General features: G+C 43.9%; 11 protein-coding genes. 10 read left to right on the top strand and 1 reads right to left on the bottom strand.

What is annotated here, in order from left to right:
* Window positions 1-156 precede the first annotated feature (156 nt).
* The 4 genes from ligA to gatB are packed head-to-tail and all read left to right on the top strand — an operon-like array spanning window position 157 to window position 5,362.
* The gene (gene ligA / locus KQH97_RS00905; protein ID WP_216552186.1) at window positions 157-2,133 is read left to right on the top strand and encodes an NAD-dependent DNA ligase LigA; all 1,977 of its coding nucleotides are present in this window, start codon (window positions 157-159) and stop codon (window positions 2,131-2,133) included.
* Window positions 2,134-2,174: 41 nt separating this feature from the next.
* Window positions 2,175-2,444, top strand: a complete 270-nt coding sequence (gene gatC, locus KQH97_RS00900) for an Asp-tRNA(Asn)/Glu-tRNA(Gln) amidotransferase subunit GatC (RefSeq protein ID WP_022287800.1) — start codon at window positions 2,175-2,177, stop codon at window positions 2,442-2,444.
* A gap of 12 nt (window positions 2,445-2,456) precedes the next feature.
* The gene (gene gatA / locus KQH97_RS00895) at window positions 2,457-3,908 is read left to right on the top strand and encodes an Asp-tRNA(Asn)/Glu-tRNA(Gln) amidotransferase subunit GatA (protein WP_216552184.1); all 1,452 of its coding nucleotides are present in this window, start codon (window positions 2,457-2,459) and stop codon (window positions 3,906-3,908) included.
* Window positions 3,909-3,925: 17 nt separating this feature from the next.
* Window positions 3,926-5,362 carry an Asp-tRNA(Asn)/Glu-tRNA(Gln) amidotransferase subunit GatB gene (gatB, locus tag KQH97_RS00890; protein ID WP_117877556.1) on the top strand — a complete coding sequence of 479 codons (1,437 nt, stop codon included), beginning with the start codon at window positions 3,926-3,928 and terminating at the stop codon, window positions 5,360-5,362.
* Between the two features lie 59 nt (window positions 5,363-5,421).
* On the opposite strand, the gene mtaB is transcribed toward gatB, so the two are convergent.
* Window positions 5,422-6,726 (bottom strand): tRNA (N(6)-L-threonylcarbamoyladenosine(37)-C(2))-methylthiotransferase MtaB, encoded by a 1,305-nt coding sequence (gene mtaB, locus KQH97_RS00885; protein ID WP_216552182.1) that lies wholly within the window; start codon window positions 6,724-6,726, stop codon window positions 5,422-5,424.
* Between the two features lie 250 nt (window positions 6,727-6,976).
* On the opposite strand from mtaB, the gene KQH97_RS00880 reads away from it, so the two are divergent.
* The 6 genes from KQH97_RS00880 to KQH97_RS00855 all read left to right on the top strand — a co-directional run bounded on the left by KQH97_RS00880 (window position 6,977) and on the right by KQH97_RS00855 (window position 14,634).
* Window positions 6,977-7,207 carry an HPr family phosphocarrier protein gene (locus KQH97_RS00880; protein WP_022287796.1) on the top strand — a complete coding sequence of 77 codons (231 nt, stop codon included), beginning with the start codon at window positions 6,977-6,979 and terminating at the stop codon, window positions 7,205-7,207.
* A gap of 484 nt (window positions 7,208-7,691) precedes the next feature.
* The gene (locus KQH97_RS00875) at window positions 7,692-7,961 is read left to right on the top strand and encodes an HPr family phosphocarrier protein (protein ID WP_046440140.1); all 270 of its coding nucleotides are present in this window, start codon (window positions 7,692-7,694) and stop codon (window positions 7,959-7,961) included.
* 109 nt (window positions 7,962-8,070) lie between these two features.
* Window positions 8,071-8,829, top strand: coding sequence for a YdcF family protein (locus tag KQH97_RS00870; RefSeq protein ID WP_117892468.1), 759 nt, complete (start codon window positions 8,071-8,073; stop codon window positions 8,827-8,829).
* A 96-nt stretch (window positions 8,830-8,925) separates the two neighbouring features.
* Window positions 8,926-10,413 (top strand): L-fucose/L-arabinose isomerase family protein, encoded by a 1,488-nt coding sequence (locus tag KQH97_RS00865; protein WP_038671463.1) that lies wholly within the window; start codon window positions 8,926-8,928, stop codon window positions 10,411-10,413.
* 182 nt (window positions 10,414-10,595) lie between these two features.
* Window positions 10,596-14,309, top strand: a complete 3,714-nt coding sequence (locus tag KQH97_RS00860) for a phosphoribosylformylglycinamidine synthase (protein ID WP_022287792.1) — start codon at window positions 10,596-10,598, stop codon at window positions 14,307-14,309.
* A gap of 58 nt (window positions 14,310-14,367) precedes the next feature.
* A complete protein-coding gene (locus tag KQH97_RS00855) occupies window positions 14,368-14,634 on the top strand; it encodes a DUF1294 domain-containing protein (RefSeq protein WP_117864549.1) in 267 nt (88 codons plus the stop codon).
* The last annotated feature ends 49 nt before the right edge of the window (window positions 14,635-14,683 follow it).

The following is a 14,683-nucleotide window of genomic DNA, read 5'->3' as shown; positions in this document are numbered from 1 at the left end:
TCGCACAGAAACTCCTTGAAATACGGAAGTATTCCTGCGTCGTTTCTATACAAGCTAACGAAAAATCTGGCTACGCATCTTGCGTACAATCCTTATGTGGTATTGCCCTGCGTATGATATGCCGTAAAAAGTTGGCAGAAATGGAGTTGTGTTATTTTGAACGAACAGGAAGCTAAAAAACGTATAGACGAGCTTGTGAAGCTTTTGAATTATCACTCTCAGCTTTACTATGTTGAGGACAGGAACGAGATCACAGACTATGAATACGATATGCTCCAGCAGGAACTAAAGGGTCTTGAGGAGCAGTTTCCGCAGTTTATCAGAAGCGACTCCCCTACTCAACGTGTAGGCGGCAAGGCGATATCAATATTTGAGAAAGTCACACACCGTGTACAAATGGGTTCTTTGCAGGACGTTTTTTCCTTTGAACAGGTGAGAAGCTTTATTGAGACAGTTCAGCAGGCTGTGGATAAACCGCAATTCGTTGTTGAGCCTAAAATAGACGGACTTTCGATATCCCTTGAATATCACAACGGTGAGCTTGCCATAGGTTCTACCCGTGGTGACGGCTTTGTAGGCGAGGACGTTACTTCTAATCTGAAAACTGTAAAGTCCATCCCTATAAAAATAAACGAGGAACTACCTTTGATAGAAGTCAGAGGTGAAACATATATGCCGAGAAATGTTTTTCTGAAGCTTGTTAAAGAGCAGGAGGATAATGACGAGCAGCCTTTCAAAAACCCTAGAAACGCCGCCGCAGGTTCTCTTAGACAGAAAGACCCTAAAATAGCGGCAAAAAGAAAGCTTGATATCTTTGTGTTCAATGTTCAGCAGATAGAGGGCAAGGAGCTTACTTCCCACAAGGAGTCTCTTGACTATCTGAAAACACTGGGATTCAAGACTATCCCTGATTACAAGCGTGTGTCTACCGCTGATGAGGTCATAGGCTGCATAAAGGCTATCGGAGAAAAGCGTTTTGACCTGCCATTCGATATTGACGGCGTTGTTATAAAGGTCGATGATTTCAGACAGCGTGAAATGCTTGGTGCAACTGCAAAAGTGCCAAAGTGGGCTGTGGCTTACAAGTTTCCGCCTGAGGAAAAGACCTCAAAGCTGCTCGATATAGAGCTTAACGTGGGCAGAACTGGTGCGATAACACCTGTGGCCGTGTTTGAGCCTGTTTTTCTTGCAGGAACGAGCGTTTCAAGGGCGACCCTACACAATCAGGATTTTATAAGAGAGAAAAACATTTCCGTGGGGGATATCATCAAGGTCCGCAAGGCAGGAGATATCATTCCCGAGGTACTGGGCTCTGTGGAAAAGCATGGCGACGGAGTTTTCACGCTCCCTGAGTGCTGTCCTGTATGCGGAACAAAGCTTGTGAAGTCCGAGGAAGAAGCGGCGGTAAGGTGTCCGAACGTTGAATGTCCTGCGCAGATATTCAGGAGCATCGTTCACTTTGCTTCAAAGGGCGCAATGAACATTGACGGTCTTGGTCCGCAGATAGTTCACACTCTTCTTGACAACAAGCTTATCACCTCTGTGGCTGACCTTTACACTCTGAGCGAAAACAAGCTTTTACAGCTTGACAACTTCAAGGAAAAATCAGTGAACAATCTGCTTAGTGCTATAGAAAAGTCGAAGTCCAATTCTTTGGACAGATTGGTGTTTGGTCTGGGCATAAGAAATATCGGACAGGCTTCTGCGAAGCTTCTGTGCGACAAGTTCGGCGACCTAGACAACATCATGAACGCTTCCGCTGAGCAGATATCCGAGATAGACGGCTTTGGCGGCGTAATGGCGCAAAGCGTTTACAACGCTTTCCATGAAGAGCATATGATAGAGCTTATCCAAAGGCTCAAAGAATGTGGGATAAACACAAAGTATGAGAAGATACAGATAGACGACCGCTTTGCAGGAAAGACTTTTGTTCTCACAGGCACTTTGCCGACGCTTAAAAGAAGCGAAGCAAAAGCACTCATTGAGAAATACGGCGGCAAGGCAAGCGGCTCGGTGTCCAAAAAAACGGACTATGTTCTTGCAGGTGAGGAAGCAGGAAGCAAGCTTGATAAAGCTCAGCAGCTCGGCATCGAGATAATCACCGAAGAACAGTTCAAGGATATGATAAAATAAGATAATATCTTTTTATATAAATAAAACAGGAGGAATGTAAAATGAACATTGACATTAAACACATTGCCAAGCTGGCAAGACTTCGCATCGAAGACGATCAGCTTGATAAGTTTGAGTCAGAAATGGAAAACATCGTGGGAATGGTTGAAAAGCTCCCCGACATTCAGGACGAAATGACCCTTGACCCTGACAACCCGATGATACTCAGAAAAGACGTGGCTGTTCAGGATAAATTCACAAGACAGGAGCTTATGCAGAACGCTCCTCAGGTAAAGGCAGGCTGTCTTGTCGTGCCTAAAACAGTAGAGTAAGGAGTGTTATAATTGGAACTTTTTGAAAGAAATGCCTGCGACTTGTCAGAAATGATAAAGAACAAGGAAATAAGCTCCGCAGAGCTTACAAAGTCTGTTTTTGACAGAATAAAAGCAGTTGAGGGCAAGGTAGACGCTTATCTGACACTTGACGAAGAAAACGCTATTAAAAAAGCCGCTGAGATAGATGAAAAGCTTGCAAAGGGCGAGGAGCTTTCACCTTTGGCTGGTATACCTGTTGGTATCAAGGACAATATCTCAACAAAGGGTCTGAGAACGACTTGTGCATCTAAAATGCTTGGAAACTATGTTCCGCCTTTCAATGCGACTGTAATGAACAAGCTTGACGATATCGTTGTAACAGGCAAGCTCAACATGGACGAGTTCGCTATGGGTTCATCAACCGAGAACTCACATTTTAAGCCTACTAAAAACCCATTTGATACAGAGAGAATACCTGGCGGTTCATCAGGCGGATCTGCTGCCGCTGTTGCAGCAAGAGAGGCTATCGTTACTCTTGGTTCTGACACTGGCGGATCTATCAGACAGCCTGCTTCATACTGCGGCGTTGTAGGTCTGAAGCCTACATACGGCAGCGTTTCAAGATATGGTCTTGTTGCTTTCGCTTCATCACTGGATCAGATCGGACCTCTTGGCAAGTGCGTAAAGGACGTTGCTATGGTACAGTCTGCTATCGTTGGTCATGACAAGTATGACGCTACTTCTTCCTATAGAGAGTATCCTGATTTTGCGGCTAACCTTAAAGCTGACGTAAAGGGTCTGAGGATCGGTATACCAAAAGAGTATTTCGGCGAGGGTATCGACCCATTCGTTAAACAGTCTGTAATGAACGCTGTGAAAGAGCTTGAAAAGCAGGGCGCAACTGTAAAGGAGATTTCTCTGCCGTCTACAGATTATGCACTTTCATCATACTACATCATTTCTTCTGCAGAAGCTTCTTCAAACCTTGCAAGATTTGACGGTGTAAGATACGGCTTCAGAGCTGAGGAATATGACGGACTTGTTGATATGTACGAGAGAACACGTTCAGAGGGCTTCGGCGACGAAGTAAAGAGAAGAATAATGCTCGGCACATTCGTGCTTTCATCAGGTTTCTATGACGCTTACTACAAGAAAGCAAAGCTCGTTCAGAAGAGAATAATGCAGGAGTTCGCATCTCAGTTCGCTGACGTTGATGTTATCGCTACTCCTACAGTTCCGTCAACAGCATTCAAGATCGGTGAAAACACTGACGATCCCCTTAAAATGTACGCAAACGATGTCTGCACTGTTACAGTGAACATTGCAGGTCTGCCTGCAATAAGTATTCCTTGTGCATATGACGACAAGGGTCTGCCTGTTGGTATGCAGCTTATCGGCGGAAAGTTTACAGAGCAGCGTCTGCTTAACACAGCTTATGCTTATGAGCAGCTTGTTGGCGGATTCAAAATGCCTGAGCTTTAAGGAAAGGGGTCACAAAAATGGTAAAAGGCTACGAAGTTGTAATCGGTCTTGAAACTCATGCTGAGCTTAATACCGAGTCTAAAATATACTGCGACTGCAAGAACCAGTTCGGTCTTGAAGTCAATTCACAGGTTTGCCCTATCTGCATGGGTATGCCTGGCACACTGCCTACTCTTAACGAAAAGGTAGTTGATTATGCAATAAGAATGGGTCACGCACTCAACTGCGAGATAAACCGTGTCTGCAAGCAGGACAGAAAGAACTATTTCTATCCTGACCTGCCAAAGGCTTATCAGATATCACAGGCAGAAGTTCCTCTCTGCGGCAAGGGTTATGTTGATATCCTTGTTGACGGCGAGGAAAGAAGAATAGGTATCACAAGAATACACATCGAGGAGGACGCAGGTAAGCTTCTCCACTCTGACAAGTTCCATGGTGTATCACTTGTTGACCTTAACCGCTGCGGTGTTCCGCTTATCGAGATAGTTTCTGAGCCTGATATGCGTTCCTCACAGGAAGCAAAGGTTTATCTTGAAACACTGAAATCTATCCTACAGTATCTTGGCATATGCGACTGTAAGATGCAGGAAGGCTCTATCAGATGTGATGTAAACGTATCTGTTCACAAGCCTGGCGAGCCATTCGGCACACGTTCTGAGATGAAGAACGTAAACAGCTTCTCTGCCGCTGTAAGAGGTATCGACTACGAGGTAGAAAGACAGATAGCTGTTCTTGAAGCAGGCGGAAAGGTCGAGCAGGAAACTCGCCGTTGGGACGACGAAAAGGGAATGAGCATTCCAATGCGTTCAAAAGAGGACGCTCAGGATTATCGTTACTTCCCTGAGCCTGATCTGCTCACTATCGTTGTTGAGCAGGAGCGTGTTGACGAGCTTAAAAAGAGCATCCCAGAGCTTCCAAACGTAAAGATACTCAGATATGTAAAGAAGTTCGGTCTGAACATAAAGGACGCAACGTTTATAGCAGAGTCTGTTTCCCTTGCAAAGCTTTTTGACGATTGCATGGCAAAGGACAAGTTCCCTGCAAAGTGCTATACAACATGGATACTCGGCGACCTTGTTAAGTACATGAACGCAACAGGCAAGACTCTCGAAGATACAAAGCTCACTGCTGACAATCTTACTGACCTCGTTGCTGCTATCGAGGCAAAGACCATTTCCAACGCAGGAGGAAAGAAAGTCTTTGCAGTTCTTCTCGAGGAGGACAAAAAGGTAAGCGACATTATCGAGGAGCAGGGTCTTGCACAGGTCTCTGATGACAGCGCACTTGAAAAGATCGCTGACGAAGTTCTTGCCGCAAACGAAAAGTCTGTAAATGACTACAAGGGCGGAAAGACAAATGCTCTGGGCTATCTTGTTGGTCAGTGCATGAAGGCTTCAAAGGGCAAGGCTAACCCTGGAAAAATGAAAGAGATAATTCTTGCAAAGCTTGGATAAGCCTGAGTATATTTGGATATAACAAAAGAGGATCGCATTTGCGGTCCTCTTTTTTGTACTCATATAAGTTTTCCGTAACAAACCTCGCCATCTGACGAGGTTATCTCTATCTTTAAAAGCTGTCGCCTTAAGGAAACTTCTTCGCTCGTCCTCGGTATTTTCACTGTCACATAATTAGGAGCATGACCCTGATGCCACTGAGGGCTTGTTTCCTTTTCAAACAAAACCTCCTGCACTGTGCCCACAAGGCTTTTGAGATACAAAGCCTTTGTTTCGTTGCATACATCTGCCATTTGAGCCGCACGACTGTGCTTGGTCTTGCGGTCGAGCTGACCTTTCATTTTGTCGGCAACAGTGGTAGGTCTGCGTGAATACGGGAAAATATGCGTTTCTGCAAAAGATATCTTCTTTGCAAATGCCAGCGACTTTTCAAATTCCTCGTCAGTTTCCTGTGGAAAACCCACCATTATGTCGGTGGTTATAGCGCAGTTTGGAAAATGCCTGCGAAGCTTCTCGCAAAGCTCAGCATACTCCGCCGTATCATAGTGGCGGTTCATACGTTTAAGCGTTTCATCACAACCGCTCTGCAGGGAAAGATGAAAATGCGGACAGAGTTTTTCAAGCTTTGACATTCGCAGGATATCTTCATCTGAAATAAGCTCAGGCTCAACAGAGCCGATACGCACTCTGTAATCGCCATCACAGCCGCAGGCGGCTTCAACAGCGTCAATGAGCCGTGTGCCGTTTTTGAAGTCTCTGCCGTAACAGCAAAGATTTATGCCCGTGAGGATTATCTCCTTGTGACCTGAGTCAACGAGCTGCTGAACTTCGGGAGCGATATCCGCAAGCGGTTTTGAGCAGATGTGTCCTCTCGCAGTGGGGATAATACAGTAGGTGCAATACTGATCACAGCCGTCTTGAATTTTGATATACGCACGAGTTTTTTGGTCAGCACCTGAGTTTGTCATTTTCTCAAAAGCCTCTCCCCTCTCACGAGGAACTATCCTGATAATACGCTCGCCACTTGTGATATACCTTTTTATAAGGGCAGGTATCTCCTTTTTTGCACCTGTGCCAACTATGATACCGCACTCGTCAAGAGCAGAAGCTTCCTTTTCAAAAGCCTGCGGAAAACAGCCTGCCAAAACTATCAGACACTCAGGATTGGCTTTTTTTATCTTGTGAATAAGCTGTCGGCATTTTGAGTCCGACTGAGCGGTAACAGTGCAGGTATTTACAACACAGACCTCTGCATCAGCATAATCCTCCGTGACCTCATACCCCTCGGACAGCATAGATTCTTTTATATTCTCAGTTTCATATTGGTTTACCTTACAGCCGAATGTATAGAAAAAGGCTTTCATATTTGATTTCCTTTCAATAGTCAAATGTTTATAATGCACAATAAATCACGGTAATATATGTGCATATTGCATAAATCTAAACTTTGATTTTTATCACTCTTGACTATTGTACCATATTTTAATTTTTTTTGCAAATATCCATTGACAAATCAGAAAAATCGTTTATAATATAAATTGTAGAGAAAAGATCTACAGAATTTATGTGGGAATCAAGATCGGATATACCGATCATTCTGAAGGAGGAATATTTATGACAAAGGTAAAAATCATGCTCGATTCCATTGCAGCGGTTAAAAAGTTTGTAAGCGTAGTTTCTATGTACGACTTTGATGTGGATCTTGCGTCAGGAAGATATGCAGTTGACGCTAAGTCAATTATGGGTATTTTCAGCCTTGACCTTTCAAATCCTATCCAGCTCGTAGCACACACAGACGACGCTACTAAATTCCTTGACGAGATCAAAGAATTTATTGTTGACTAAACTTTGATATCACGAAAGCACTGAGTTTTAAAAGCTCAGTGCTTTTTTTTATCGCAAAATTTAAACGATTTCGCATTTTTGCAAAATCTCATCATATAGTTTAATATATTTACGAATATACATTTTCTACTTTTGTTGTATTTCCATTCAAAGCGCATATAAAACGTTTGAGATTTTCGTAATAAGAAAACTTTTAGCTGATTTGTTATAGCTTTTATATAAGTCCCACATTAACTAAAACGTTTAATTATGATTGATTATCCAAATTTTATATAATAAATTAACATGAAATAAGTAAAATTCATATTAATATCTTCGTATATAATATTTTACACAATATCTGTTTACTATTTGTTCACACTGACATATAATTATATATAGATTAAGATATGTGACATATAAGTATAGAACTGCTGTTGCCAATGTAAAAAGAAACGAAAATCTCAGAAATTTTCGGTTCTTTTTACTTTTTCAGAGGTTATTATTGCGAAAGGAGGATATGCCAAAGGGCATAATCACGAACATGATCAAAGCTTATATCAGGATAAACGATCTTAATGACATCAAGACTTTGCATGAAGCGGCTTTAAGCTGCAAATACGATCTGGTGGTGCAGTCAGGAACAAAAATACTCAATCCAAAATCACTTATGGGTATTTTCGGTCTTGGCACAAAGAAAACTGTATCGCTGGTAGCTAAATATGACGACAAGCGTGATTTTCTCGAAAAATTCGGTGATCTGATCTCAACTTAGATCATTCCTTATAAAAGCGTTCTGCTGCTGCGGAGCGCTTTTCTCTTTTGCCCTTGTAATCACAAGAGCTATATGTTATAATAGTACAAAAAAGACAAGGAGATAACTAATGAGCGTAAAAATAATATTGCTTGCACTGGAAACTTTGCTGTTGTTTCTGTTTCTTGTACCATTACCAGTTATATGTTCGGGCAACCTGCTTGGCATCATCGTTTCGGTGATGCTAATGATCATAACGGCAAACTGGACAAAATTCTGCGGTATTATATCAAAAATATGGGGACATGGCGCAGGTAAATTCGGGCTTATCTTTGTAAGCACATTGATACTTGCTGGGATAATATATGTAGGTATTCTTTCCATACTTATGTACAAAGCACAGGAAAACCGCCCTGAAAAAGCCAATGTTATAGTTGTGCTTGGCTGTCAGGTAAAAGGCGAACGCCCCTCACGAATGTTACGCAGACGACTTGACGCTGCAATTACGGCTATGAACGACAATCCCGATACGCTTTGCATAGTTTCAGGCGGCAAGGGTGATGATGAGAAAATAAGCGAAGCCTTGGCAATGAAAAATTACCTTCTTGAAAAAGGCATGGACAGCGACAGGATAATAATGGAGGACAAGTCCACTTCAACTTACGAAAATATCCAAAACTCTCTCAAGATACTCGATGAACTCGGCATGAGCCATGATATGACTATCGTCACAGACGGCTTTCATCAATACCGTGCAAGCCTTATAGCAAAGGCTCAGGGCGTGGAGAATGTCACCGCTTATTCAGCCTACACCGAGCCACGATACCTGTTCACATATTGGGTGAGAGAGTGGCTTGGGCTAACGCACTTTTTCATGCTGGGCAGCTAACTAAATTTCACGAAAATTTGCACAAAAAGCTATTGAAAACAGCACAAAGGTATGCTAGAATAAAGTCATAAATAAATGAAAACCGGAGGTTAAAACATGAAAAATATACCAGAAGTAAAACTTGGCATCGTTGCAGTTTCAAGAGATTGCTTCCCTATGTCGCTTTCAGAATCAAGACGTATCAAGGTCTGTCAGGAGTACAAAAAGGCTTACGGAGATATCTACGAATGTCCTACAGTTGTGGAGAACGAGAATGATATGCTCAAAGCCCTTGACGAGGTAAACACAGCAGGCTGTAACGCACTTGTTGTATATCTCGGAAACTTTGGACCTGAGTCCTCAGAAACACTTCTAGCAAAGAAGTTTGGCGGTCCTGTTATGTTCGTTGCGGCCGCTGAAGAACCATGCGGTGATGCACTTATCGACAACAGAGGCGACGCATACTGCGGAATGCTCAACGCAAGCTATAACCTTGCACTGAGAAACATCAAGGCTTATATCCCTGAGTACCCTGTTGGTACACCTGACGAGTGCGCAAAGATGATAAGCGAGTTCGTTCCAGTTGCAAGGGCTATCCTCGGTCTTAAGGATCTGAAGATAATCTCATTCGGACCGCGCCCACAGGACTTTCTTGCCTGCAACGCACCTATCAGACAGCTCTACAATATGGGTATCGAGATAGAAGAAAACTCAGAACTTGACCTTTTCGAGTCATTCAACGCCCATGCCGGCGACGAGAGAATATCTGCTGTTGTGGCTGACATGGAAGCAGAGCTTGGCAAGGGCAATAAAATGGCAGGCATTCTTCCAAGACTTGCGCAGTATGAGCTTACTCTTCTTGACTGGGCAGAAGCTCACAAAGGCTCAAGGAAATATGTTGTATTTGCAAACAAGTGCTGGCCTGCATTCCAGACGCAGTTTGGCTTCGTTCCTTGCTATGTTAATTCAAGACTTACAAAGATAGGCATTCCTGTTGCCTGCGAAGTAGATATCTACGGTGCTGTCAGCGAATACATAGGCGTTTGCGTATCGCAGAAGCCTGTTACGCTCCTTGACATCAACAACACTGTTCCTGCGGACATATACAATGATGATATCGCAGGAAAATTCCCTTACACACATAAGGATACATTCATGGGCTTCCACTGCGGAAACACAGCTTCATGCCTTGTAAAAGAGCCTGAGATGAAGTTCCAGCGTATCATGAAGAGAAATCTTGAGCCAGACAGCGAGCCTAATATTTCAAGAGGTACACTTGAGGGCGATATCGTTGACGGAAATATAACATTCTTTCGCTTCCAGTCAACGGCTGACGCACAGCTCAAAGGATATATTGCAGAGGGCGAAGTTCTTCCTGTGGCAACACGTTCATTCGGCTCTATCGGTATTTTCGCTATAAACGAAATGGGCAGATTTTACCGCCATGTTCTCGTTCAGAAGAACTATCCTCACCACGGTGCTGTTGCTTTTGGTCACTATGGAAAGGCACTCCACAGTGTTATGACATATCTTGGCATGACAGACATAGGCTTCAATCAGCCAAAGGGTATGCTTTATCCAACAGAAAATCCGTTTGCAGATTAATATTTCAGGTATACCGCACTGTAATGGTGCGGTATTTCTGCTTTTATGAACTAAAAAAATCAACAAGTGAGCCAACGCTTATTCACACATAATTATATGCCATGCCGAATAATAAGAATTTTATTGACAAATATGCGAAAAATGTAGTATAATAGAGGTAACTATTATAAGGAGATGTAGCCATGTCTGTTTACCGTATTTATGTAGAAAAAAAGCCTGAATTTGCAGTTGAAGCAAATTCACTTATCGGCGGAATAAAGTCAGCTCTGGGACTTGAAAACCTTACAGGTCTGAGAGTTATAAACCGCTATGACGCAGAGGGTCTTTCAAGAGAGGATTTCGACCTTGCAGCACCAGTCGTTTTCTCTGAGCCTGCTGTTGACGTTACTTACGATCACCTGCCTGCTGTAAAGGCTGACGAGTTTGTTTTTGCAGTTGAGTATCTGCCAGGTCAGTTCGATCAGAGAGCTGATTCCTGCGCACAGTGTATCTCACTTCTCACTGGAGGAAAAAGACCTACTATCAAGTCAGCGAGAATTTATATCGTTTCTGGCAAACTCACAGAAGCAGAGCTTGACCAGATCAAGCACTATATGATAAACCCTGTTGAGTCAAGAGAGGCTTCCCTTGATTGCTTCGATACACTCGATATCAAGTATACTATCCCTACCACAGTTAAGACTGTTGAGGGCTTTATCTATTCAACAGACGATGACCTGAGATTCATGCTCACAGACTTGGGTCTTGCAATGGACTTTGACGATATCAAGTTCTGTCAGGATTATTTCAAAAACGTTGAAAAGAGAAATCCTACTATCACTGAGATAAGAATGATAGACACATATTGGTCTGATCACTGCCGTCATACTACATTCTCCACTATCGTCGATAACGTTTCTATCGACTCAGACTACATAGCTGCTACCTTTGCAGACTATATCAACACAAGAAAAGACCTTTACGCAGGCAGAACTGACAAGCCTGTTACACTTATGGATCTTGCTTGTATCGGCGCAAAGCAGCTTAAAAAAGCTGGTCTGCTCAAAGACCTTGACGAGAGTGAGGAGATAAACGCTTGCTCTGTTAAGATAACTGTTGACGTTGACGGCAATCCTGAGGATTGGCTGCTCATGTTCAAAAACGAAACACACAACCACCCTACAGAGATCGAGCCTTTCGGCGGTGCGGCAACTTGTCTTGGTGGCGCTATCAGAGACCCTCTGTCAGGACGTTCATATGTATATCAGGCAATGAGAGTAACAGGCGCAGGCAATCCGCTGGTTCCTGTTGAGGACACTATCACAGGTAAGCTTCCACAGAGAAAGATAGTTGTAGGTGCGGCAAATGGTTATTCTTCATACGGCAACCAGATAGGTCTTGCTACCGGTCACGTTCACGAGATATATCACCCGGGCTATGTTGCGAAGAGAATGGAGATAGGTGCTGTAGTAGGTGCTGCTCCTGCTGAGAACGTAAGACGTGAAAGACCTGAGCCTGAGGATATCGTTATCCTCCTTGGCGGAAGAACAGGACGTGACGGCTGTGGCGGAGCAACAGGCTCTTCAAAATCACACAACCTCCACTCACTTGAAAACTGCGGAGCTGAGGTACAGAAGGGTAACGCACCTGAGGAAAGAAAGCTTCAGCGTTTGTTCAGAAACCCTGAAGTTACTTCAATGATAAAGCGTTGTAACGACTTCGGCGCAGGCGGAGTTTCCGTTGCTATCGGCGAGCTTGCTGACGGACTTTCTATCAACCTTGACGCTGTTACAAAGAAGTATGACGGTCTTGACGGCACTGAGCTTGCTATCTCTGAGTCACAGGAGAGAATGGCTGTTGTTATCGCAAAGAGCGACCTTGAAAAGTTCATGGCTGAGGCTGCAAAGGAAAACCTTGAAGCAACAATGGTGGCAAGAGTAACTGCTGAGCCAAGACTTAAAATGAACTGGTGCGGCAACACTATCGTTGACCTTACAAGAGAGTTTCTTAACTCAAACGGAGCTGAAAAGCACACAGATATTTCTATCCCTGCTCCTGTTTTCGCAGCAGAGAGCAACGACGCTGACACTGCTGACCGCTGGGAGTCTATGATATCAAACCTCAACATCTGCTCACAGAAGGGCCTTATTGAGAGATTTGACTCAACAATCGGTGCAAACACAGTTCTTATGCCATTTGGCGGTAAATATCAGAACACACCTACACAGGCAATGGCTGCAAAGCTCCCTGTTCTTCACGGCAATACAAAAACAACGTCCATTATGGGCTGGGGCTATGACCCATATCTCTCATCTGTAAGCCCATACCACGGCGCAATGAGCGCTGTAGTTGAATCTATCGCAAAGGTCATCGCAACAGGCGGTACATATGAGAAGTGCTGGCTCACATTCCAGGAGTATTTCGAGAGAACACAGAATGATCCTGAGCGTTGGGGCAAGCCTATGTCTGCTCTCCTCGGTGCATACAAGGCACAGATAGAGCTAGGATGCGGTTCTATCGGCGGTAAGGACTCAATGTCAGGTACATTCGAGGAAATAGACGTTCCACCTACACTTGTTTCATTCGCTGTTTCAGTAACAGACGCAGACAAGGTAGTTTCACAGGAATTTAAGAAGGCCGGCTCTAAGGTAATCCTTATCAAGCCTGAATATGACGACAACAAGCTTGTGAACTTCGATTCACTTAAGGCAGTATTTGAAAAGGTAGAAAAGCTTATTGCCGAGGGCAAGGTGCTTTCATGCTGGGCTGTATCATACGGCGGTGTATCTGAGGCTGTTGCAAAAATGGCATTTGGTAACAAGATAGGCTTTAAGTTCACAGATAAGCTCACAGCAGAAGAACTTTACAGAGCTTGCTATGGCGCATTTGTTATCGAGCTTGCAGAGGGCGTTGACACTGACGAGAGAGTTATCGGTGAAACAACAGAAAGCTACGAGATAAAGTCAGACAATTACACAATAAGCCTTGACAAGCTCCAGACACTTTGGGAGGGCAAGCTTGAGCCTGTATATCCTGTTCATGTGAAAGAGCCTGCTGAGAAGCCTGAAAAGTACAGCTACAAGGCAGACAAGAGAGTTGCACCTGCTATCAAGGTGGCAAAGCCAAAGGTGCTTATCCCTGTATTCCCTGGCACAAACTGCGAATACGATACAGCAAGAGCCTTTGAAAAGGCAGGCGCTGAGGCTGACATCTTCGTTGTAAGAAACCTCACAGAACAGGCTATCAAGGAGTCTGTTGACGCAATGGAGAAGAAGATAAAAGAGTCACAGATAGTAATGCTCCCAGGCGGATTCAGCGGTGGCGACGAGCCTGACGGCTCAGGCAAGTTCATCGTATCATTCCTGAGAAACCCAAGACTTACAGACGCTATCCATGACCTGCTGAAAAATCGTGACGGTCTTATGCTTGGTATCTGCAACGGCTTCCAGGCACTTATCAAGCTTGGTCTTGTACCATATGGTGAGATAAGAGATATGAGAGACGACTCCCCTACACTTACATTCAACACCATTGCAAGACACCAGTCTAAAATGGTAAACACAAGGATCGCTTCCAACAAGTCACCATGGCTTGCAGGCTGTGAGGTAGGCGATATCCACAGCGTGGCTATCTCACACGGTGAGGGACGTTTCGTTGCAACAGCAGAGGAAATCGCACAGCTTGCTGCAAACGGACAGATCGCTACACAGTATGTTGACTTTGACGGAGAACCTACATTTGACATTCATTGCAACCCTAACACATCATTCCAGGCTATCGAGGGTATCACCTCACCTGACGGACGTGTTCTTGGTAAAATGGGTCACTCAGAGCGTAAGGGCTGCTGCGTATCAAAGAACGTTCCTGGTGAAAAGGATCAGAAGATATTTGAAAGCGGCGTAGCTTACTTCAAGTAAAAAAACAAAAATACAAGGGCGGAGCTTTTCCGCCCTTTGTTTATATGAGGGCAAAGATATGCTGAAATACATTATAATATATCTTTCCGCAATGAGCCTTTTGACGTTCATACTTTTTGGTGCAGATAAGCACAAGGCAAGAGCACACAAATGGCGGATACCTGAGAAAACGCTCCTTGGTCTGAGCCTGCTTGGCGGCTTTGCAGGAGGATTTCTGGGCATGGAATTTTTCCGTCACAAAACAAAACACTGGTATTTTTATATGGTGATGATAATTTCTCTTGCACTATGGGCATTTATCATATACAAGGTCATTGCAGAATAGAATAAGTTCTTTAGGTAGTCGGTAACGGCTGCCTAATTTTTTTGCCCTC

The sequence above is a fragment of the Ruminococcus sp. MSJ-25 genome (assembly GCF_018917825.1).
GTDB classification, from domain to species: Bacteria; Bacillota; Clostridia; order Oscillospirales; family Ruminococcaceae; genus Hominimerdicola; species Hominimerdicola aceti.
The sequence above is the reverse complement of the archived record's forward strand: the minus strand, read 5'-3'. Positions and strand labels throughout refer to the sequence as shown.

Coding starts and splice junctions, on each gene's coding strand:
- gatB (WP_117877556.1), top strand. CDS start 3,926: ATGGTAAAAGGCTACGAAGTTGTAATCGGTCTTGAAACTCATGCTGAG.
- KQH97_RS00865 (WP_038671463.1), top strand. CDS start 8,926: ATGAAAAATATACCAGAAGTAAAACTTGGCATCGTTGCAGTTTCAAGA.
- KQH97_RS00855 (WP_117864549.1), top strand. CDS start 14,368: ATGCTGAAATACATTATAATATATCTTTCCGCAATGAGCCTTTTGACG.
- mtaB (WP_216552182.1), bottom strand. CDS start 6,726: ATGAAAGCCTTTTTCTATACATTCGGCTGTAAGGTAAACCAATATGAA.
- KQH97_RS00870 (WP_117892468.1), top strand. CDS start 8,071: ATGAGCGTAAAAATAATATTGCTTGCACTGGAAACTTTGCTGTTGTTT.
- gatC (WP_022287800.1), top strand. CDS start 2,175: ATGAACATTGACATTAAACACATTGCCAAGCTGGCAAGACTTCGCATC.
- KQH97_RS00860 (WP_022287792.1), top strand. CDS start 10,596: ATGTCTGTTTACCGTATTTATGTAGAAAAAAAGCCTGAATTTGCAGTT.
- KQH97_RS00880 (WP_022287796.1), top strand. CDS start 6,977: ATGACAAAGGTAAAAATCATGCTCGATTCCATTGCAGCGGTTAAAAAG.